At 71.4% G+C, this 20,663-nt stretch carries 15 protein-coding genes; 5 read left to right on the top strand and 10 right to left on the bottom strand.

Annotated elements, in window-relative coordinates:
* Nucleotides 1-3: 3 nt before the first annotated feature.
* Nucleotides 4-918 carry an arylamine N-acetyltransferase family protein gene (locus JIG36_RS22305; RefSeq protein WP_203378317.1) on the top strand — a complete coding sequence of 305 codons (915 nt, stop codon included), beginning with the start codon at nt 4-6 and terminating at the stop codon, nt 916-918.
* On the top strand, nt 915-1,739 hold the full coding sequence (locus tag JIG36_RS22300; RefSeq protein WP_203378316.1) for a glycosyltransferase family 2 protein: 825 nt from the start codon (nt 915-917) through the stop codon (nt 1,737-1,739). Before JIG36_RS22305 ends, JIG36_RS22300 begins: the two co-directional genes overlap by 4 nt.
* Nucleotides 1,740-1,905: 166 nt before the next feature.
* Here the strand turns inward: JIG36_RS22300 and JIG36_RS22295 are convergent, their stop codons facing one another.
* Nucleotides 1,906-2,601 carry a DUF998 domain-containing protein gene (locus JIG36_RS22295; protein WP_203378315.1) on the bottom strand — a complete coding sequence of 232 codons (696 nt, stop codon included), beginning with the start codon at nt 2,599-2,601 and terminating at the stop codon, nt 1,906-1,908.
* Between the two features lie 131 nt (nt 2,602-2,732).
* On the opposite strand from JIG36_RS22295, the gene JIG36_RS22290 reads away from it, so the two are divergent.
* Together JIG36_RS22290 and JIG36_RS22285 are read left to right on the top strand one after the other, a co-directional pair.
* Complete coding sequence (locus tag JIG36_RS22290) at nt 2,733-3,512, top strand: SAM-dependent methyltransferase (RefSeq protein WP_203378314.1); 780 nt, start codon at nt 2,733-2,735, stop codon at nt 3,510-3,512.
* Nucleotides 3,513-3,938: 426 nt separating this feature from the next.
* Entirely contained in the window at nt 3,939-5,801 is a 1,863-nt protein-coding gene (locus JIG36_RS22285) for an alpha-keto acid decarboxylase family protein (protein ID WP_203378313.1), read from the top strand.
* 213 nt (nt 5,802-6,014) lie between these two features.
* On the opposite strand, the gene JIG36_RS22280 is transcribed toward JIG36_RS22285, so the two are convergent.
* The 5 genes from JIG36_RS22280 to JIG36_RS22260 form a co-directional block, all read right to left on the bottom strand.
* Complete coding sequence (locus JIG36_RS22280; RefSeq protein WP_236048087.1) at nt 6,015-7,409, bottom strand: M28 family peptidase; 1,395 nt, start codon at nt 7,407-7,409, stop codon at nt 6,015-6,017.
* A 367-nt stretch (nt 7,410-7,776) separates the two neighbouring features.
* Nucleotides 7,777-8,553 (bottom strand): NmrA family NAD(P)-binding protein, encoded by a 777-nt coding sequence (locus tag JIG36_RS22275; RefSeq protein ID WP_203378312.1) that lies wholly within the window; start codon nt 8,551-8,553, stop codon nt 7,777-7,779.
* Entirely contained in the window at nt 8,550-9,989 is a 1,440-nt protein-coding gene (locus JIG36_RS22270) for an FAD-binding oxidoreductase (protein WP_203378651.1), read from the bottom strand. The genes JIG36_RS22275 and JIG36_RS22270 overlap by 4 nt, the downstream gene beginning before the upstream one ends.
* 30 nt (nt 9,990-10,019) lie before the next feature.
* Nucleotides 10,020-12,773 (bottom strand): ATP-binding protein, encoded by a 2,754-nt coding sequence (locus tag JIG36_RS22265; protein ID WP_203378311.1) that lies wholly within the window; start codon nt 12,771-12,773, stop codon nt 10,020-10,022.
* A 138-nt stretch (nt 12,774-12,911) separates the two neighbouring features.
* Nucleotides 12,912-14,213, bottom strand: coding sequence for an AI-2E family transporter (locus tag JIG36_RS22260; RefSeq protein WP_203378310.1), 1,302 nt, complete (start codon nt 14,211-14,213; stop codon nt 12,912-12,914).
* A gap of 320 nt (nt 14,214-14,533) precedes the next feature.
* Between JIG36_RS22260 and JIG36_RS22255 the strand changes: the two genes are divergently transcribed.
* Nucleotides 14,534-15,271, top strand: coding sequence for a hypothetical protein (locus JIG36_RS22255; RefSeq protein ID WP_203378309.1), 738 nt, complete (start codon nt 14,534-14,536; stop codon nt 15,269-15,271).
* A 797-nt stretch (nt 15,272-16,068) separates the two neighbouring features.
* On the opposite strand, the gene JIG36_RS22250 is transcribed toward JIG36_RS22255, so the two are convergent.
* From JIG36_RS22250 to JIG36_RS22235, 4 genes are all read right to left on the bottom strand, one after another.
* On the bottom strand, nt 16,069-18,084 hold the full coding sequence (locus JIG36_RS22250; protein ID WP_307872855.1) for a PQQ-dependent sugar dehydrogenase: 2,016 nt from the start codon (nt 18,082-18,084) through the stop codon (nt 16,069-16,071).
* Between the two features lie 52 nt (nt 18,085-18,136).
* Nucleotides 18,137-19,042 carry a LamG-like jellyroll fold domain-containing protein gene (locus JIG36_RS22245; protein WP_203378307.1) on the bottom strand — a complete coding sequence of 302 codons (906 nt, stop codon included), beginning with the start codon at nt 19,040-19,042 and terminating at the stop codon, nt 18,137-18,139.
* Nucleotides 19,043-19,145: 103 nt separating this feature from the next.
* A complete protein-coding gene (locus JIG36_RS22240) occupies nt 19,146-19,886 on the bottom strand; it encodes an ABC transporter ATP-binding protein (RefSeq protein ID WP_307872854.1) in 741 nt (246 codons plus the stop codon).
* Nucleotides 19,879-20,607 carry an ABC transporter ATP-binding protein gene (locus tag JIG36_RS22235; protein ID WP_307872853.1) on the bottom strand — a complete coding sequence of 243 codons (729 nt, stop codon included), beginning with the start codon at nt 20,605-20,607 and terminating at the stop codon, nt 19,879-19,881. The genes JIG36_RS22240 and JIG36_RS22235 overlap by 8 nt, the downstream gene beginning before the upstream one ends.
* Nucleotides 20,608-20,663 lie beyond the last annotated feature (56 nt).

Here is a 20,663-nt window from a genome sequence, read left to right as displayed (position 1 = left end):
AGCATGGACGTGAACGCCTACCTCGCGCGGATCGACCTGGACCGGCCGCTCACTCCCGACGCGGCCGGGCTGCGCGAACTGCACCGGGCCCACCAGCGGACCGTGCCGTTCGAGAACCTGAGCATCCACCTCGGCGAGACCATCTCGCTCGACCCCGGCGCCCTGTTCGACAAGATCGTGCGGCGGCGCCGGGGCGGCTTCTGCTACGAGCTCAACGGCCTGTTCGCCCTGCTCCTGGAAGACCTGGGCTTCGAGGTGGAGCGGGTCGGGGCCCGGGTGCACGGCGAACGGCTCGGCCCGCCCTTCGACCACCTGGCACTGCTGGTGACCGCGCCCGACGGCGACGGGCCGTGGCTGGCCGACGTCGGGTTCGGCCGCCACAGCACCGACCCGCTCGACTTCCGCCGCACCGAGCCGCAGACCGACCCCGGCGGCGTGTTCACGCTGGTCGACGTGCACGGCAGCGACGACGTCGACGTGACCCTGGACGGCAAGCCGCAATACCGGATCGAACGCCGGGTGCGGGCCCTCACCGACTTCATCCCGACCTGCTGGTGGCACTCCACGTCACCCGACTCGCACTTCGGCCGGGCCCCGGTCTGCTCGCGACTGGACGGCGACGGGCGGGTCTCGCTCAGCGGGCGCACCCTGATCCGCACGGGCGGCGGACAGCGTACGGAGACCGTGCTCGACACCGACGAGCAGGTGCTGGCCGCGTACCGGGAGAATTTCGGCATCGTGCTCGGCCGGGTTCCGACTCCACCGGTTCGGCTCGCGCCGCCCGCTCCTCCGGCGTCGCCCGCCCACCACGCGCCGTCTGCTTCTCCACCGCCGCCTGACCGCCACGCGCCGCCCGCAACTCCGTCTCCGGCCGCCCGCCACGCGCCGCCCACTCCTCCGGCGCCGCCCGCTCCATGAGCCTCCTGTCGGTGGTGGTGCCGGTCTACAACGAGGAGGACTTCCTCGGGCCGTGCCTCGACGCCGTGCTCGCCCAGCACGAGCCGGTGCACGAGGTCATCGTCGTCGACAACAACTCCACCGACCGTACGGCCGAGGTCCTCACGCCGTACGCGGGCCGTGTGATCGTGCTTCGCGAACCCCGGCAGGGCGTGCAGCACGCCCGCAACCGTGGCTTCGACGCGGCGACCGGGGACGTGATCGGCCGCATCGACGCCGACACCCGGCTGCCGCCCGACTGGTCGCGCCGGGTGCGGCGGGCCTTCGACGACCCACGCGTCGACGCGGTGACCGGCCCGGCCACGTACTACGACGTGGCGCTGGCCCCGATGCTCGGCCTGGGCGACGCGGCGATCCGGCGCGCGTGGAGCCTGCCGGTGGTCGGGCGGATGGACTGGCTGTTCGGCGCGAACATGGCCATCCGGGCGTCCGCGTGGCGCACCGCACGCCCGGCGTTGTGCGCGGCCGCGGAAGCCCACGAGGACGTCGACCTCGGCATCCACCTCTCGGCCGGCGGCGGGCACATCGCGTACGCACCCCGGTTGCGCGCCGCCACATCGGCCCGGCGCATCGCCGACCGTTACGGCGACTACCGGCGCTACCTGCTGATGAGCGAGGCCGGATACCGGACCCACCGCACGCTGGTGCCGCGCGGGTCGCAGCTGCGGGCCTGGATCACCGCCCGCCTGCTGCTGGCGCTGTTCCCCCTGCTGCGGTTGCTGTTCGAGCTGCGTTCGGGCGGCCGGGTGCGCTCCCGGAAGAACCCGATGGCGCACCTCTGACCCCTTTCGCGCCCAGCACCGACGTCGCCTCCCACGTCTCCTCACCCGGCACCGACGTCACGCCGACCTCGACCCTCGCCTTCCCCGCCCAACGCCGAGATCACGCCTGCCTCGACCCTCGTTTCCCCGCCTCCGCGCCCGGCGCCGATGTCAGACCAGCCTTTTCTCAGGCCTCCCCCGCCGCCGCGCCCGGCGCCGCCGTTATGCCGACCTCGACCCTCGCCTTCTCCAGCGCCAGGCCGGCCTCTTCTCTGGCCTCCCCCGCCGCCCCGCCCAACGCCGATGTCACGCCGATCCAACCCAGACCTAGGAACAGCGCGACCCGTTCGAGCAGGCCGCTGGGGTTGCCCGGCAGCACACCGCCCGCGTCGAGCAGCACCAGCACGCTGGCCGTCACGAAGGTGACGGCCATGACCGCGGCGACCGTGCGGGCCGCGGCCCGCGGGCCGAGCAGGGCGGCCGCCGCTATGCCGGCCATGCCGAGAACGATCCCGACGATCTGGTGGATGAGCCCGGCCGTGGTGTGGGTCGGGGCGACACCGGGCGGATAGCCGAGCCCGGCGTCGGTCGTCAGCACCGCCAAAGCGGCCAGGCAAGCGCCGCACCCGGCGACGAGCACGGCCACGCCCCGTCGCTGCCGGCGTCGCAGGCCCTCGGCCCCGACCACCAGCCACAGGCCGCACAGCACCAGGTTGAGGTCGGCCAGCCACCCGCCCGGGCCGAGCGAGAGCTGGCTGATCCAGTTGCGGCTCGAGTCGTAGCCCGGGCGCAGCAGTCCGGCGACCGTCACGAAGACGCTCATCTGGACGGCGGCCACAGCGCAGCCCAGCGACAGCAGGCGGGCAACGCGGTTCGCAGGCACATTCGCAGCCTGCCACCCGTCCGCAAACCGCCTTGTCCCTGAGCTTCGTCTTCTGTCCGCCGCCCGGTCCGGGCGTGCGCTTTGACGTCGGCCCGTGTGCTTTGCCTTCCGTCCACACTAGAGTCGCAAGAATGACGGAGCTCGATACCGGCGTCCCCCACTCCGCCCGCGTCTGGAACTACTGGCTCGGCGGCACCGACAACTTTCCCGCCGACCGCTCGGTGGGCGACGAGTTCGCCAAGCTCTACCCCGACATCGTCGTGGTGGCCCGCAGCTCCCGGGCCTTCCTCAAGCGCGCGGTCACGTTCCTCGCCGCCGAGCAGGGCATCCGCCAGTTCCTCGACATCGGCACCGGCATCCCCTCGGCCGAACACACCCACCAGGTGGCCCACGCCGTGGCCCCGTCGGCCCAGGTCGTCTACGTCGACAACGACCCGCTGGTGCTGGCCCACGCCCACACGGTGCTGGCGGCCGGCTCCACCGGCGCCGTCTACGTCGACGCCGACGCCCGCGATCCCGGCGCGGTCATCGCTTCCTCCGGCCTCGACCTGTCCCAGCCCGTCGGCCTGATCCTGATGAACATCCTCGGCCACATCCCCGACCTCGACGAGGCCACGTCGATCGTCCAGACCTTGATGGAGTCCCTGCCCTCGGGCAGCTACCTGGTCACCGCCGACGGCACGAACGTGCTGGACGGACCCGCCTTCTCAGCCGCGATCGACGTCTGGAACGCCAACGCACCCCTCTCCTACCACTTGCGCGATCCCGCCGAGCTGGCCCGCTTCCTCGACGGCCTGGAGGTGCTCGACCCCGGCCTGGTGCCGTGCTCCCGCTGGCGTCCACCACCCGGCGCGACCGCCGACGACCTCCGCGAGACCGACGAGTTCGGGGCCGTGGCCCGCAAACCCTGACACTCGACGTTCAACCTCGTCAGACGCGCCCGCCGCCCACAAACCCCCACATCCCCCCTCGACCTCCTCAGACGCACCGCCACCTGCCCCCCGCCCCGACGTTCGACCTGCTCAATCGCGCCACCGTCACCCGCAGACCAGACGCTCTAAGGTTCGACCCGCTCAGACGTGCCGCCGCGCCTGAACCCCCACACCAGAGCCCTCGACCACGTCACGCGTCCGGAACCGCCGACGAGGACGCCACCATCACGTGCGCCGACGACCCCAGCATGTTGCCGCGAACCGCGCGCCGGTCGGGTCCGGCGGTGCTCGGCATGATCAACATGACCGGACCGATCCCGGGAATGGGTATCTGATCTGAGCAGAATGCTCAGTCACGTGGCCACATCTTGCTCAGAATGATCAGCCGTAGCGAGAGTAGCGGCCATGGCTACCGTCACGCTCGCCGACTATCTGGGCCGCCGCCTGCTCCAATGCGGGGTCACGCACCTGTTCGGTGTGCCCGGCGACTTCAACCTCACGCTGCTCGACCACCTGGCCACCGTCGACGGGCTCGCGTGGGTCGGCTCACCCAACGAGCTGGGCGCCGGTTACGCGGCGGACGCGTACGCCCGCCGCCGGGGCCTGGCCGCGATCGTCACGACGTACGGGGTCGGCGAACTGAGCTGCCTCAACGCGATCGCCGGCAGCGCCGCCGAGGACGTCCCGGTCGTGCACATCGCCGGCAGCCCCTCCACCGCCGCGGTGGCCACCCGCCGGCTCGTGCACCACACCCTGGCCGACGGCGTCTTCGACCGGTTCGCCAACGCCTACGCCGAGGTAACCGTGCACCAGGAGACGCTGAGCGTGGACCGGGCGACCGACCAGATCGACGCCGTGCTGGTCGCCGCGATGACGCACCGCAAACCCGCCTACCTGAGCATCCCCCAGGATCTGGCCGCACTGCCGGTAGACCCCACTCCCCTGGCCACACCGTTGACAATCGGCATCGCTCGCCATCCAGCCACATCACAAACGGCCGAACCCGCGCATCCGACCGCGCACCAAACGACCACCAACGCTCGGCCCGGTGCACAACAAACGACTGGCATCAACCAGCGCGGCGCACAACAAACGACCACCATCGCTCAACCCGGCGTGCAGCAAACGAGCACGACTGCGACTGCGACTGCGACTGCGACTGCGACTGCGGCTGCGGCTGCGGCTGCGGCTGCGGCTGCGGACGATGGCCCGGCCCGTCGGGTGCTCGCGGAGATGCTGGGTGCGGCGGAGCGGCCGGTGATCGTGGCTGGGCATCTGGTTGCGCGTTTCGGGATGGCGGGGACGGTGCTGGCGGCGGCCCGGGCCGCGAACATTCCGATCGTCACGTCGATCGCCGCCAAGGGGGTCGTCGACGAGGACGATCGGCTCTATCGGGGCGACTACGCGGGGACGATGGTCGACGCGGTGACGGCTCGGCTCGTACGGGAATCGGATCTGGTCCTGGAACTGGGGACCGTGAACACCGACGTGCTTTCGGGCTTCTTCACGCACCGGCCGGCCGACGCGCAGACTGTGCACTTCGACGCCACGACCGTGACGATCGGGCTCGGGCGGCGGGTGGACGGCTGGTTCCCGGACATGATGCGTACGGTGAAGGAACTTTGCGCTTCTGTTCGTTTTGCCGACCGTGGCGACACGCCCCGAGGCGGCATGAGCGCGGATGTGGACGACGACGCGCCGCTCACGCAGGAAGCGCTCTGGTCGATCGTGCAGGAATGGCTGCCCGGCGGCACCGCGCTCATCGCCGACACGGGCACGTCGGCCTGGGGCGCGCTCTCGTTGCGGCTTCCGGCCGACACGGTATTCATCGGGCAGCCGATCTGGAACTCGATCGGGTACGCGCTGCCGGCCGTGCTGGGGCAGGGCCTGGCCGACCCGGGACGGCGCCCGGTGCTGATCATCGGCGACGGCGCGGCCCAGATGACCGTGCAGGAACTGAGCAGCATCGCGGCCACCGGGCTCAAGCCGATCGTGCTGCTGCTCAACAACGGCGGCTACACCATCGAGCGGGCGCTGCAGAGCCCGGACGCCGCCTACAACAACGTCGCGAACTGGGACTGGGCCACGCTGGTGACCGCGCTGACCGGGGCGAAGGTGGACTACCACCGGGCCGAAACGGCCGCCGACCTGCGCCACGCGTTGCGCGCGGCCGGCGACTCGTTCGGCTTCATCGAAGTCATGCTCGACCGTTACGACGCCCCGCCGCTGCTGCGCGCTTTGGCGGCGCGCAACGGCGGCGGAGCATAAGCACTGCCGCGTCGCCACCGGATCGCGATGGAGGCAGAGGATGGGCAACCACACCCGCCACCGGACCGGGATGGCAGCGGAGCATGCGCAACCACACCCGCCACCGAACCGCGACGACGGCGGAACATGGGCAACCACACCCGCCACCGAACCGCGACGACGGCGGAGCATGGGCGACCACACCCGCCGCCGGTTCGTGACAGCGGCCGGGGTCTAGCGCGCGGTGGCGTAGGCGGCCGAACCGATCAGCTCGAGCGACACCTGCAGACGCTCGAGGCTGATGTTCTTGGCGATCGTGTCTTCGGGGCTGTGGTACGGCGGTTCCAGCAGCGCCGGGGACTCCTCGCCACGCCACGAGAAGTTGGCCGCGGCGATGCCGACCTCCTGGAACGACTGGTGGTCGGACGAACCGCGCAACGTGACCGGGCTGATCCGCGGCTGGTAGCCGAGACGGGCGGCGGCCGCGGCGACCTCATCGGTGGCGCGGTTGGCCAGGCCGTCGAACGACAGCAACCAGTAGCGGGTGGCCGGGTCCCAGCTCGTGGCGACCATGTCGTTCTGGTAGACGGCCAGGATCCGGTCGCGTTCGGCCTGCGGCAGCTGGGCCACGTAGTAGCGCGAACCGATCAGGCCCTGCTCCTCCGAACCCCACAGCGCGAACCGGACCTGCGCGTTCGTGGGCAGTTTGCGCAGCACCCGGGCCAGTTCGAGGCAGAGCACGGTGCCGGAACCGTCGTCGTTCGCGCCGGGCGCGCCGATCACGGTGTCGTAGTGGGCGCTGACCATCACGACCGGACCGGTCGACGAGCGGCGGGGCTGGTTGGCGATGACGTTGTTCGAGGTCAGCCCGCGGTGCGCGACCGTGGAGAGGGTGAGCGTCAGCTTGCGGGTGAGCAGCGCGCGCAGGCGGTGCTTCTGGGCCTGGGCCACGCCGACCACCGGAATGGGCGCAGGCGTGGTGGCCAAGCCCGGCAGCTGCGGGCTGAACGCCGAGGCGCGGCGGGGCTCGACCAGGTCGGCCGGCAGGAAGATGACGGCGGCGGCCTTGCGCGCGACGGCCAGGTTGACCACCGTCTCGCGGGTGTCGGCCACGTAGTCGATCAGCAGGATCTTGCCCTTGACGTCGGCCGGGTAGTCGGCCTCGCCGCCGAGCTTGGCGTCGATCACGTCGCCGCGCACCTTGGTGTCGAGGGCGGCGTGGGGCGAGGCGCCGCACTGCCAGTTCAGGTCGTTGGGCAGGCCGCGGGGCGAGCTGAGCTGGGCCAGGAACTTGTCGGCGACGGGGAAGGGCTGGAGTTCGACGTCGTAGCCGAGTTTGTCGAGCACACCCGCGAGGTATCCGGCGGCGACCCGCTCCGACCGGGTGCCGCCGATGCGCGGGCCGATGCCGATCGACAGCACCTTGAGGTGGGCGAGCGCGCGCTCGGCCGAGACCTGCTTGGCCACGTTGATGTCGTGGCCGGTGAGCGTGGGCGGCAGCGCGGCGCCGGGACGCTGCCCGGTGGCGGCCCAGGCGGGCGCGGGCAGGGCGACGGTAGCCGCTCCACCCAGCGTGACGGCCAGCATGCGCCTGCGGCTCAGCGCTGAGGGGCGCGAGTGCGTGTCCAAGGGTTCCTCCTCGTCGATCCGGCTCGTGATCCGGCGAGGACGGACGGCCCTGGTCAGGCCGCCGATCCCCGTTGACAAGCAACCTAGGGGTCAAATCACGGATCTTCAATATTGACATGCGTGAAGGTAGGCCGATCCCGCCCGCTCATCGTCGGGGTGGGAGCCGGCCCCACGCAGCCGGACGGCCCGGATTCAGCCTCGTCACGCTGCGACCCTGACCCCGGCCGGCGCGCCCGGGAGTCAGCCCCGGAAACGGCGGCGTGATCCCGGCGCGCTCGGAAGTCAGCCCCGGAGAACGGCGGCGTGATCCCGGCGCGCCCGGGAGTCAGCCCGGAGAACGGCGGCGTGATCCCGGCGCGCCCGGGAGTCAACCTCGGAAAACGGCGGCGTGATCCCGCGCGAACTCCGCGAAGGATCGTGCATCGTGACCGGTCAACCGCCGTACGGTGTCGGTGGTGTCCGCCATGGTGCCCGCGCGCTGCGACCGGAAGATGTCCACGATCGCGTCCGCGAGGAACGGCGGCACCCCGCCGGCCAGCAGTCCCCCACGGGCCTGGTCGTCACTGACGTCGACAAACGCCACCGTACGGTCGAGGACGCGCGACAACTCGGCGGCGATCTGCGCGTACGTCAGGGCCGCGGGCCCGGTCAGCGTGTAGACCCGTCCCTCATGGCCGTCCCCGGTCAGGGCGGCGACCGCGCAGTCCGCGACGTCGCGCGGGTCGATGAACGATATCGCCGCGTCACCGGCCGGGGCGCGCAGGACGGTCGCCGGTGCGTACGCGAAAAGGTTTGTCATGAACGTGCGCGGCCGGAGCAGAACATGCGGAATGCCCGAGGCGGCCAGGTGTTGCTCGATCTCGCCGTGCCACCGTTCGAATACGAGCGATGAATGCACGGACGCGTCCGGCCCGGACAGTTTCACGATCTGTTTGACCCCGGCCGCGACGGCGGCGTCGATCGCCGCACACTCGAACGCAACCTGCTCGGGCACGTTCGCGCAGGCGAGGAACAAACGCTCACCGTCGAATGAGCGAGCCTGCACGTTCCGGCCGAGAACGCTCACCCGCTCGCCGCGCGCGTTGAGCGAACGAACAACATGGGCACCGACATTGCCGGTCGATCCGGTCACCAGAATGGTCATCGTGCACTCCTGACGCTCGGTTGGATGTTGGGGTTGAGGCGGAACACGTTTTGCGGATCCCAGCGGTCCTTGGCCGCCGTCAGCCGCGAGAGGCTTTCCCCGTACGCGGTCACGGGGTCCTCGTCGGACAAAAACGTCGCGAACTGCCCGTCGGCGTACGGGCGAAGCCGCTCCCACCCGCGACGAACCCAGTCGCGATGCCCGTCACCGCGCGCAGAAACGACCTCGCCACGCGCAGAAACGACCTCGCCGCGCGCAAAAGCGACCTCGCCGGGCGTGGGAGCGACCCCGTCGCCCGGCCCCGGGGTCCAGTTCGCGATCAGGCGCAGCTCGAACCCGGGTGTCCGCGCCCCCACCGCGGTGGCCGAAGGGGCGACCCGACTCGCCGCGCCGCCGATCACCCAGCCGTTGAGCAGCGACAACGGCGTCGGCAAGGTCGCGGCCAGGTCGAGCACCACGTCGACCGGCAGCCGGGGCATCCGGAGCGAACGCCAGTACGAACACAACCCGGGCGAGGCCGCCAGGTCGAGCAACGACTGCACGGCCCGGTACGGCATCGGCCGCACGAGGTCGGCGATCGGCCTCAGATCCCGCAGCGGCGCCAGCACCCGCTCCCCCACCGCCAGATCGCCGCACCACACCGGCAGCAGCCCCACCACCGGCGTGCCGGCCAGGGCCGGAACCGGCGGCGACTGCGTGGCGACGAGGGCGACACCGAGTTCGTCCGGCGCCCCCGGCGCCCATTCGTGCAGAAACTCGAGCACCGCCCGGGCCCGGTCGAGCGACCAGAACATCGGCCCACCGAGCACCACCGGCCCGACCGGGTGCAGGTCGAACTCGAAACTGGTGACGATCCCGAAGTTCCCGCCCCCGCCGCGCAGCGCCCACAGCAGATCGTCGTCGGCGCGGACGAGGTCGCCCTCGGCCGTCACGAGCGTGGCGCCGCGCAGGTTGTCGGCGCTCAGGCCGTACCGGCGCATCAGATGCCCGAAGCCACCGCCGAGCGTGACGCCGGCGATCCCGGTCGAGCTGACCGAGCCGCCCGTGGTGGCCAGACCGTGCCGCTGGGTCGCCAGGTCGAACTCGGCCCACGTCAGCCCGGCGGCCACGCGCGCCGTCGCGGTGACCGGATCGACCTCGACGGCCTTGAGCAACGACAGATCGATGGTCAGGCCACCGTCGGCGACGCTGTAACCCTGCACGGAATGCCCGCCGCCGCGCACCGCGATCGGCAGATCCTGGTCGCGGGCGAAGCGGACCGCCCGCCGTACGTCGTCGGCTCCGGCGCAGCGGGCGATCAGGGCCGGACGCCGGTCGAACGCGCCGTTCCAGACCCGCCGCGCCTCGTCGTAGCCCTCCTCGCCCGGCCGCAGCAGGGCGCCCCGGAAGTCGCCGCGCAGGTGCCCGAACGCGTTCCGGTGAATCGTGGTTGTCATGCCCGGCAGTGTGCTCCGGGGTGCGTTCCGTCAGCGTTCCCCGAGAACCGCCCGGGCTTCGCCGTCCCAGATCAGCACGCCGTCGTCGAGCAGGCGCCGGGCCGTCGCACGCGCTTCGTCCGGCTGGTCGAGCGCCCGCACCGCCTCCAGTCGCAGGCGCAGCAGCATGGCCGGCACCCCGGGTGCGCTGTACCGGCCGGGATCGGCCAGGGCGGCGTCGATGCGGCTCAGGCCGGGCCACCCTTCGAGGAGACCGTTCAGCGCCTGGGCGAAGACCCGGATCGGCGCCGCCTCGACCTTCGCGCAGACCTCGTTCAGCTCGGCCGCCCGCTCCGGCAGCACCGCCCGGTCGCCGAGGTCGAGGTCGCAGAGCGCGGCGAACAACAGGGCGCCGCCCAGCGTGAACGGGTGGCCGCCGGCCCGGGCCAGTTCGAGGGCCCGGTCCCGCCGCCGCCGGGCCTCACCGGGATCGCCCAGCCGCACGAACACGTGGGCCAGCCGCACCAGGCAGAGAACCTGCGGATCCTGCCCGTACGCGAGAAGGTGGGCCGACCGGTTCCCGGGCCGGTAGCGGGCGAGCGCCGCGGACAGATGCTCGCGGGCCTTGGCGTTGTCCGCCCGCCAGGCCGCCGCCACGCCCTGCACGAAGTCACCCTCGACGGCGAGCACGTCGTCGTCCTCCCCGAGCGCCCGCAGTTCGGCGCCGTGCCGCAGCGCGGCCTGGAAGTCACCGCGCGACAGCACCGCCATGGCCTGGGCCCGCAACAGCGGCGCGGCCGGGGCGGGCCCGGCGATCGCGAGCGCCCGGTCCAGAACCTCGCGCAGGCGCGGGGACGCATATCCCTCGGCCGAACTGAGCGGCCCGGGCACCGCGGTCAGCACGTCCAGTTCACGATCCTGACCGCGGACCAGCCCGGCCGCCCGCAGCAGCAGACCCACGGCCTCCGCGTCGGCGTAGACCCGCTGGGCGGCCTGGGCGGCGCGCACGAACCAGTCCACCGCGTCGTCACGCGCGCCGGATTCGAGCAGGTGCACCGCGATCCGACCGGCGACCGTGTCCACGTCGGGCATCTCGCGCAACGCGGCCGCGACGAGGGCGTGGTGGTGGCGCCGGCGCGCGGGCGGGAGCATCCGGTACGCCACCTCGCGCAGCTTGTCGTGGCTGAAGTCGTACGTGTCCCCGCCGCCGGTGACGAGGATCTGCCGCCGCCACAGTTCGTCGAGCCCGGCCGCCGGGTCCTGCTGCTCGTCGGTCTGCCTGATCAGCACGCCGACCGGCACGGACGACCCGGCCACGGCGGCGATTCCGGCGAGTTCCAGCGCGTACGGGGAAAGCTGCCGCAGCCGAGCCTCCAGAACCGCCTGCACGCGTGGGGTGAGCGCGTCCCATCCCGCGCGCAGGGTCTCGACCACGAACAGCGGGTTGCCCTCGGTCTCGGCGTGCAGCCGGGCGGCGTCGGCACCCGACATCCGGTGCCCGAGCCGCCCGGCGAGCGCGGTGGTGGCGTCCCGGTCGAGGCGTTCCAGCGGCAGTTCCGTGCAGCGGCCCAGGATCTTCAGGCCGTCCAGCAGGGTGTGCGCCGGGTGGCCGGGGTCGATCTCGGCGATGCGGGCGGTCGCCACGACGAGCAGGGGCCCGGGCGATTCCCGTACGAGATAGTGGACGAACTGGCAGGTGGCCCGGTCGGCCGCGTGCAGGTCGTCGGCCACGAGCAGCAGCCCGCCGGGTCCCGGGCGCAGCGCGCGTTCCATGGCTTCGAACAGACGCAGCCGGGCGCCCTGCTCTTGGTCGGGGTCGGGCAGCAAAGGCTCCAGCCCGCCCGATTCGTGGCCGCCCACGCCGAGCCGGCGCAGCCAGGCGACCACCGGGGCGTACGCGAGCTCGCCCTCGGCCGGATAGGACCGGGCGGAAGCGGTGGCGGCGCCCTGCCGCGCGGCCCAGAGGCGGAATTCCTCGGCCAGACGCGACTTTCCGATCCCGGGTTCGCCGCCGACCACGACGAGGTGGGCCGGGGCGGCGCGGCGCCACAGCGAGATCAGCCGGCGGCGTTCGTCCTCGCGGGCGACGAACGGGGCGACGGCGCTCACCACGGGCGCCGGCGTGGCGGGTGGCAGCAGGACCGCGTACAGGGAAAGGGTTTCCTCGGACGGGGTGACGCCCAGCTCGTCCCGGAGCATGGCCGCGCACTCGTGATAGGTCCGGACGGCCCGCGCCCGGTCGCCGATCGCGTCATAGAGGCGGATCAGCAGCCGGTAGGGCTCCTCGGCGAGGCGTTCGAGGGCGCGCAGCCGTTCGGCGTAACGGATCGCGGCGGGCCGATCCCCGGCCTGTTCGAGCAGCGGCACCAGCGTGTTGAGGACTTCGACGATCCGGCGGCGGCACTCGTCGCGCTCGGCGGTGACCCAGTCGTCGTACCAGCCCTCCAGAAGGTCGCCGCGATAGGCGTCGGCGGCAGCCCGCAACTCGTCCACAGTGGATCCGCCGAGCGCCGCGACGTCCACTGTGACACCGGTCAGCGTCAGGGTCTGCGGCGTCACACGCAGGTGTCCGTCTAGACCCGGCACCGCGCCGCGCAAGGTGTGCAGCACGTGCCGCAGGTTGGTGCGCGCCTGCTGCTCAGTCGATCCGGGCCACAGGGCAAAGGCCAACTGCTTGCGTCCGTACGGGGTTCCGCCGCGCAACGCCAGGCAGGCCAGCACCGCTTGAGCGCGCGTGGAGGTGAGCGTCACCGGTTCTCCCCCGGCGCGCAGCTCGAACGCGCCGAGCAGGCGCAACTCCAGCATTCCGCCATCCTCGCGCCGACCGGCCCGTCAGGCCAGCACCTTTCGCCCGGCCTTCACCCACCGTCCGCCGCGCTCACCACGCCGCCCGCCGCTCACCACGCCGCCCGCCGCTCACCTCGCGGCCCAACTCCCCGTTGCTCAGGCGAGTGAAGTCTTGGCCGGAGGCGGGGTTTCCGGCCCCGGCGGGGGCTCCTCCGGAGTCGAGTCTTCCGCGGCAGGTTCCGTGCCGGGCGGTTCGCGGTCGGGGGTCGGCTCCCCGTCGGGATGGCGCACCAGATAACGGACGGCGGTGTTGAGCACCGCGAGCAGCGGCACGGCGATCAGGCCACCCACGATCCCGGCCAGCACGACCCCGGAGGCGATGGCCAGGATGACCGCGAGCGGGTGCAGCGCCACGGCCCGGCCCATGATGAGCGGCTGCAGCACGTGCCCTTCGAGCTGCTGCACGGCGATGACGACACCGAGCAGGATGAGCGCCTTGACCGGCCCCACGGCGACCAGCGCGACCAGCACGGCGACGGCCCCGCTGACCGTGGCGCCCACGACCGGGATGAACGCGCCCAGGAAGACCAGCGCGGCCAGCGGCAGGGCGAGCGGCACCCGCAGCGCGAACAGGCCGATGCCGATGCCGATCGCGTCGACGAACGCGACGAGCACGGTGGCGTGCACGTAGGCGACCAGCGTGTGCCACGAGTAGTGCCCGGCCCGGGCGGTCGGCACCCGTGCGCCCTGCGGCAGCAGCCGACACAGGAACCGCCAGATCTGATCGCCGTCACGCAGGAAGAAGAACAGCGTGAACAGCGTCAGGAAGAAGCCGGTGCCGACCTCGCCGACGGTGGTGGCGGTGGTCAGCGCACCCGAGGTGAGCGCACCCCGGTTCTCGGTGACCGCCCGCTGGGCCTGCGCGATGTAGTCCTCGATCTGCTGCTGCGAGATGTGCAGCGGGCCGCGGGCCAGCCAGTCCTGCACCTCGCGGACGCCGTCGCCGACCTGGGAGCTGAGCGTGCCGATCTCGGCCACGAACGTGTTGATGATCAGGCCGAGGCCGCCGAAGACGATGATCAGCGAGGCCACCAGCACCAGCGCGGCCGACGTGGACCGGCCCATCCCCCGGTTGCGCAGCCAGGCCGCGACCGGTTGGAACATCGCGGCCAGCAGCACCGCGACGATGACCGGGATGACCACCACGCGCAGCTGGCCGATGATGCGCAACAGCAGCCAGGCGACCGCGAAGAAGAGCAGGAGACGCCAGGCCCACGCGGCGCCGACCCGGACCGGGCGGGGCAGACCGTCCTCGTCGCGGCTCGGGGCGTCGACCACCACGACCGGGGTTCCCGCACCGACGGGTATGTCGCCCACGAACGGCGGCGCCCCCGCGCCCTTGCGTGCCTGCTCGAGCCGCGCGTGCGCCCGTGCCCGCACCTCGTCCATCCAGGCCATGGCGACCCTCTTTCCGCATTTTCCCCGGCCGACGCCGGCACCGTGCGATACCCCGCCCGCCCGATCCGGAAACGCGCTGTTCATCACGGGAAATACGGTCCACCGCGTGGGGTCCGCTTTCGCGCCAGGTGTACGAAATGAAGACGCGACACTGCATCGAAGTGCCCGCATACCCGCTTCCAAGAGCATTATCCGCGCCGAATTGTTGTTCTTTCCGGCCGCCGGAAAATGGCCGCGCGAATAGCGATGAACCGCGCTTGCCGAACGCATTGTTGTGTTGAGCTGTCCGGGACCCAGCGAAGTCCTGAGAGGGAAATCAGATGCGTAGGAAACTGTCCGCCGGCGTGTGCCTCGCGGCCGGCGCCGCCCTGGCTCTCGGCCCCACGTCGTCCGCGTTCGCCGCCGAGCCGGACCCGGCCACCGCGCCGGCGGGAGCACCCATGTCGTACGTCGTCCCCGGCCCCAACGGCGAACCCCGGGTCGTCGTGATCGTCATGGGCGACATCAAGCTGCCCGACCTGGCGAGTCTGCCCGGGATGCCCGGAGCCCCCGCCGGTTGGCCCGCCCAGCCGTGGGCCCAGCCCGTGGGCCCCGACGGCGCACCCGCCCCCGGCCAGTCGATGGGCGAGCCCGCCCCCAACGGCCCGATGGGACAACCGGCACCCGGCGGCCCGATGGGGCAGCCCGCACCCGGCCCGGCCGCCACGCCGGCTCCGCCGACCGCCACCGCCACTCCCGAGCCCGCCACCACCGCCACCCCTGCGCCGACCGACACCACTACGGCCGGGCCCACCACCGAGCCCACGGCCACCGCCACTCCCGAGCCGACCGACACCACCGCGGGCGAGCCCACCACCGAACCCACGGCCACCGCCACTCCCGAGCCGACCGACACCACCGCGGGCGAGCCCACCGAGCCCACGGTTGAGCCCACCCTCGAGCCGACGGTTGAGCCGACCGAGCCCACCGTCACCGACGTGACCAGCGGCATCGACGTGACCGGCACCGAATCCACCCTCAACGGCACCGCCGGCACCGCGGAAGGGGTCACCCCCTGACCGCCGCCCGGACAACACGAACGGGCCGGCGCCCCCAACCAGGGAACGCCGGCCCGTCGCTGTCCTGTCCAGTTTCCGCCCCTTCAGCACACATCTATCCCAGGATCGCGCCCGCCGCGTCGCGTGGCTGATGACTCCCCCAGGCACTCCGGGGCCGAGTCGATTCAGACCTCCGGCCGACCGAATCTCCACACGTCACTAGTCATGCCAAGTGGCAGGTAGGGGACGGGACCCGGCTGACCAGTCGCCGAGGGCGCGCTGACGGGCTGTTCGATCGCTCCGGCCGCTCGCATCGTTGCCGAGCATCCTGAAATGGCTGCACCCAGGCGCGGATGAATCCGAGCGGAGTTCAATCGGGCGGCTCCCAGTCGGGGACTGTCAGCGGCCGCACAGCTCGGCGAGCGAGCTCATCCGAGCCGGTCACCCAACTGCATGCGGGAAGTGTGGCGGCCGGTGTCGGGACCAGATCGGCGACCGGGCGGCCGCCGAATCGACCCGGCTGACCCCATCGTCGCGTTCGCCTCGCCGGGGCGTCCACCGTCACGGGCCAGCCACGACCCCGAACGCGCCCAAGGCAAGAGACACAACGCCGCACTGATCTGCCTGGCCCGAGAGGCCGCAACGACGACCTGTCCGCCGAGCCCCGCGACGACGCCCCCGATGAAACCCGCGCCGTCACCGCTTGACGAGCGCATGGGGACACCCCCGAACAGAGTGACCGGATTTGGCGATCTCTGTTCGGGGGGCTGTGGATGACGCGGGATTGTGGATGACCGGGGTGGACCTAGGATGATCTGTTATGCGGCGGGTGTGCCGGTGACGGTCAGGTCCCGCAGGCGTCCGCGGTTGTCGAACGAACCGAAACCGACCCGGCCCGAACTGAACGTGGTGTCGCGCGCGGTCATCAGCGGGTCCGAGCGTCCGTCCACGTAGACCGCGATCTCCCCGGTGGCCGGCAGGTGCTTCACCCGTACGTCGTGCCACTTCTCGTCCACCACGGCCGGGTTCGCTCCGCGCGAGCGGCCGTTCCACTGGTAGTCGATCCGCTCGCGGTCGGCGTTGTTGACTTTGAAGATGCCGTTGTGGGGCAGGATCGTGTTGTCCGTCGACAGGTGCGCGTAGTAGAACTGCGTGTCCGACTGGTAGCCGAACACGATGATCACGTCGCGGTTCGTCAGGGTCACCGGCTCGTCGAGCCGCACCTGGGCCCGGATGTCGACCGACTTCCACGCCGGCCCGGCGCTCAGCACCGCGTATTCGAAGGGCCGCCGCGGTCCGGGCCGCTCGCTGCCGGCCTCGGCCAGGATGACCTGCCCGTTGGTGAACTGCCACTTCGAGGGCGTGACGGGCGCCCAGTTCGAGGCGCGCGGCGCGGGGGCCACGCGTACGTGTCCGGCCGAGGCTCCGGCGTACGTCCTGGTGCCGGTGACCTTCCAGATCTTCCCGTTGGCCTTGGCCAGGATGTAGAGCTCGCCCCGGGCGTCGGTGCCGAACCGCAGGTCGACCCGGTTCGGATCGCCGGGCGCCCCGGGTGCCGACAGATCCTGCATCCGTACGGGGGTGCCGGTCGCCGTGAAGAGGTTGAGCCGGTGGATCGTGGCCGGAGCCCGCCCGCGGCGCATCTCCGAGGCCTCGGTGTAGAGGACACGGCCGTCGACGAGGTCGCCGAAGACGTACTTGCCGCGCAGCGCCGGCACGTCCTGGCCGCGGTAGACGAAGCCGCCGGCCACCGCGACGCCGACGTCGGAGGTGCAGTTCCAGCCGGGCGCCGGGTTGTGGTCGTAGGCCGCGACCGGGTAGGTGTAGCCGCTGTCGTCGGCCGGCAGCGGGAACAGCCGGTCGCATGCCGTGGCCGGGGTCTTGTCGAAGACGAACGCACCCTCACGCTCGCTCCAGCCCATGTTGTCGCCCGCCCGGACCTCGTAGATGGCCTCGATGGCGTGCTCACCGATGTGCCCCAGGTAGAGCTTGCCGGTGGCGCGGTCCCAGCTGAACCGGTGCGGGTCGCGGTAGCCGTACGAGTAGATCTCCCCGGCCGCCCCGGCTTGGTTCACAAACGGGTTGGACGGCGGGATCCCGTACTTGCCGTTGGGCGAGTTGCGCCCGGCGGGGTCGATGCGCAGCAGCTTGCCGTGCGGGATGGCCAGGTTCTGCGGATCGGTGTTGTTCACCCCGAGCCCGCCGTCGCCCACGGCCAGATACAACTTGCCGTAGTCGGCGCTGCCCTTACGCGCGGTCGGGTTGAAGTTGATCTCCTGGATGCCGTGGATCTGGCCGCCGAAGCCGATCCGCAGCAGCTCCCGGTGGGCGCCGGCGAACGTGTCGGCGGCCGGGTCGGTGGCCTTCCACTCGTTGATGACGCCGTGGAAGAGCACGTTCGTCTGGGCGTAGTCGGGCACCGCCGTGGTCTGCGACGCCTGCTCGGTGTGGATCGTGTAGAACAGGCCGTTGCGCTTGAAGTCGGGGTGGAACGCCACGTATCCGAAGCCCTGCCCGAGGCCGCGGCCCGAGAAGAACTGCGGCGCGAACGTGGCGGCGACGTCGAGATAGACGCTCGGGACGCCGTTCTTCACGATGTAGAGGTTGCCGTTGAGGTCGGGGACCGCGCGCCGGCCGGAACCGTCGGGCAGTTCCATGATGGTGTTGATCCGGGCGACCCGGTTGAGCCGCTGGTCGATCAGCGGCGGATTGGTCTCGCTCTTGGGGAACTGGGCGTATTCGGTGAGGACCAGCCCGAGCTTCGAGGTGACCGGCTCGGTGGGAACCGGGTCGTAGATCGGGCCCGGATCGGCGGCATAGGCGGGCGCGCTCACCAATGTGGACACTAAGATCAAAGCTAACAAGATACGGCGCATGAAGAGGCTCCTAATAGAGGCGGTACTGGTTCGCGACTTCGCGCGCCGTCAGCGAGCGGTCGAGGAACATCAGCGCGTCCATCCGGCAGTCGCACGGATTGCGTTCGAGCGTGTTCTGCGGGAAGCTCCCGCCGATCTTGATGCCGCGCGGGTCGGTCGCGGTGGTGACATGCGGACCGGGCCCGTTGACCAGCCAGGGGTCGTCGGTGCGGGTATAGAAGCCGGGCACCGGCTTGCCGTTGCGATAGAGCGCCATCGTGCCCCGGGTGAAGTCGAACGTGGCGGCCAGGTGCACCCACTCGTCCTTGGGCAGCAGCGTCTTCCAGTCCTCGTTCGCGGCAAACGTCTGCGAGTTGCCGCCGTCGATGCGGCGGCCGAGCGCGACTAGCTTCAGCTCGCCGTTCACATCGATGAGTTCCAGCAGCGCCCGTACGCCGTGACCGTCGGAATCGCCGGTCAGCACGCCCGCGAGTCCGATCGCGTTGAAACCGGCCGCCGGCCCGTCCATCGACCGCTTGAACCAGCCCATGACCGTGCTGCCCTCGACGCCACTGAACGCGCGCAACGTGCGCACGCCGCTCGCCGACCAGGTGCCGGCCTTCCAGTCGTCGTTCCCGGTGACGCCCGGGTTCACCTGCCGGGTCTGCAGAACGCGCCCACCCCCGGGATAGGCACGGTCGGCGACCCGCATGGCGGCCCCGCCGTTGACCAGTTCGATCTCGGTGCTGGATCGGCCCTGGTCCTGTTCGAGCGCGGGGTCGCCGCGCATCGGATGGTCGAAGTCGTAGTAGGCGACCAGGTTCGGCCGCAGGGACGGATGGACGTCGCTCGCTCCGGAGTTGCCGGCCGCGGCCGGCGATGCGGCCAGGGTGGCCACGAGGACGGCGGAGACAGCGACGGCTCCTGTTCTTCGCATGGAACACCTCTCATCTCGCGGGTGACAGGTGGTTCCCCGGCGGGACGGCCGCCGGGCCCGCCTCAGCAGGCGGCTTCTCGGCGGGACGGTCGCCGGGCCCGCCTCACACAGCAGGCGGTTTCTCGGCGGGACGGCCGCCGAGATAGAGCTCTCCGAGCTGGGGGTCGGCCAGCAGATCGGCGGCCGGCCCGGAGATGTGCACGCGCCCGAGATCGAGCACGCACCCGAGGTCGGCGGTCTCCAGCGCGCGCCGGGCGTTCTGCTCCACCAGCAGCACGGCCGTCCCGGCGTCGCGCATCCGCACGACCTGTTCGAAGATGGTGCTGGTGGCCTTGGGGTCGAGACCCATGGACGGCTCGTCGAGCAGCACGACCTTGGGATCGACCATGAGCGAACGCGCGAACTCGACCTGTTTCTGCTGGCCGCCCGAGAGCAGCCCGGCCAGCGAGTGCCAGCGTTCGCCCACGACGGGGAACAGTTCCTTGACGAAGGCCGCGCGTTTCGCTTTCCTCGTACGGTCTTTGAGCGTGTATCCGCCGAGCAGAACGTTCTCCTCGACGGTCATCTCACGGAACACGCTGTGGCCCTGGAGCACCAGCGCGACGCCTTCGGCGAGCATCTTCTGCGGCCCGGCGCCGGTCATGTCCCGGCCGCCGACCATGACCCGGCCCGATCGTGGCCCGAGCAGCCCCGACGCCACCTTGAGCACCGTGGACTTGCCGGCGCCGTTCGGGCCGACCAGGCAGACCACCGTGCCGGCCGGAACGGCGACGCTGAAGCCGCGCAGCACCGGAGCGGCCCGTCCGTAGCCGGCCTGGACGTCGACCAGTTCGATCTCAGACACCAAGGTAGGCCCCCAGCACTCGTTCGTCGGCGCGGATCTCGGCCGGCGGCCCCGCCGCGATCGGCCGTCCGCGGTCGAACACCACGATGTGATCGCTGATGCTCATGACCAGGTCCATGTTGTGCTCGACGATCACAAACGTGCGGCCCTCGGCGTTCAGTTCGCGCACGAGCGTGCCGATCCGGTCCAGCAGCGCCGGGTTCACGCCGCCCGCGGGCTCGTCGAGCAGAATCGTCTTCGGTTCGGCCATCAGCACGCCGGCCAGTTCGAGCAGTTTCTGCTGCCCCCACGACATGGTGCGCGCTTCCGCCCCGGCCAGGTGCTCGATGCCGAGCCGGGTGAGCCAGTGGTGGGCCCGGTCGATCTCGGTCTTCCGATGCGCGCTGCGCAGACCGTGCAACAACCCTCCCGGCCGTACGGCGGAAAGCACGTTCTCGATCGCCGTCATGCGCGGAAACGTGCGGCAGAGCTGAAACGTCCGTCCGACCCCGGCCCGCGCGATCACGTGCGGCGCCCGCCCGGTCAGGTCACGATCGCCGAAGTGCACGGAACCCTCGTCCGGCTTGATCATGCCGGTCACGCAGTTGAAGAACGTCGTCTTGCCGCTGCCGTTCGGCCCGATCAGCGCGTTCACCTTTCCCGGCTGGAACGCGACGTCGGCTCCGTCGATCGCGACGACACCCCCGAACGCCTTGCGCAGCCCTGTCGTCTTGAGCGTCACGCGCAGCCCCCTTCATCGACGCGCATCGGCCGCCGCGCACAAACGGCCATCCGTCG

The sequence above is a fragment of the Paractinoplanes ovalisporus genome (assembly GCF_016834655.1).
Classification (GTDB): domain Bacteria; phylum Actinomycetota; class Actinomycetes; order Mycobacteriales; family Micromonosporaceae; genus Actinoplanes; species Actinoplanes ovalisporus.
This window is presented reverse-complemented; position numbering and strand designations above follow the sequence as displayed.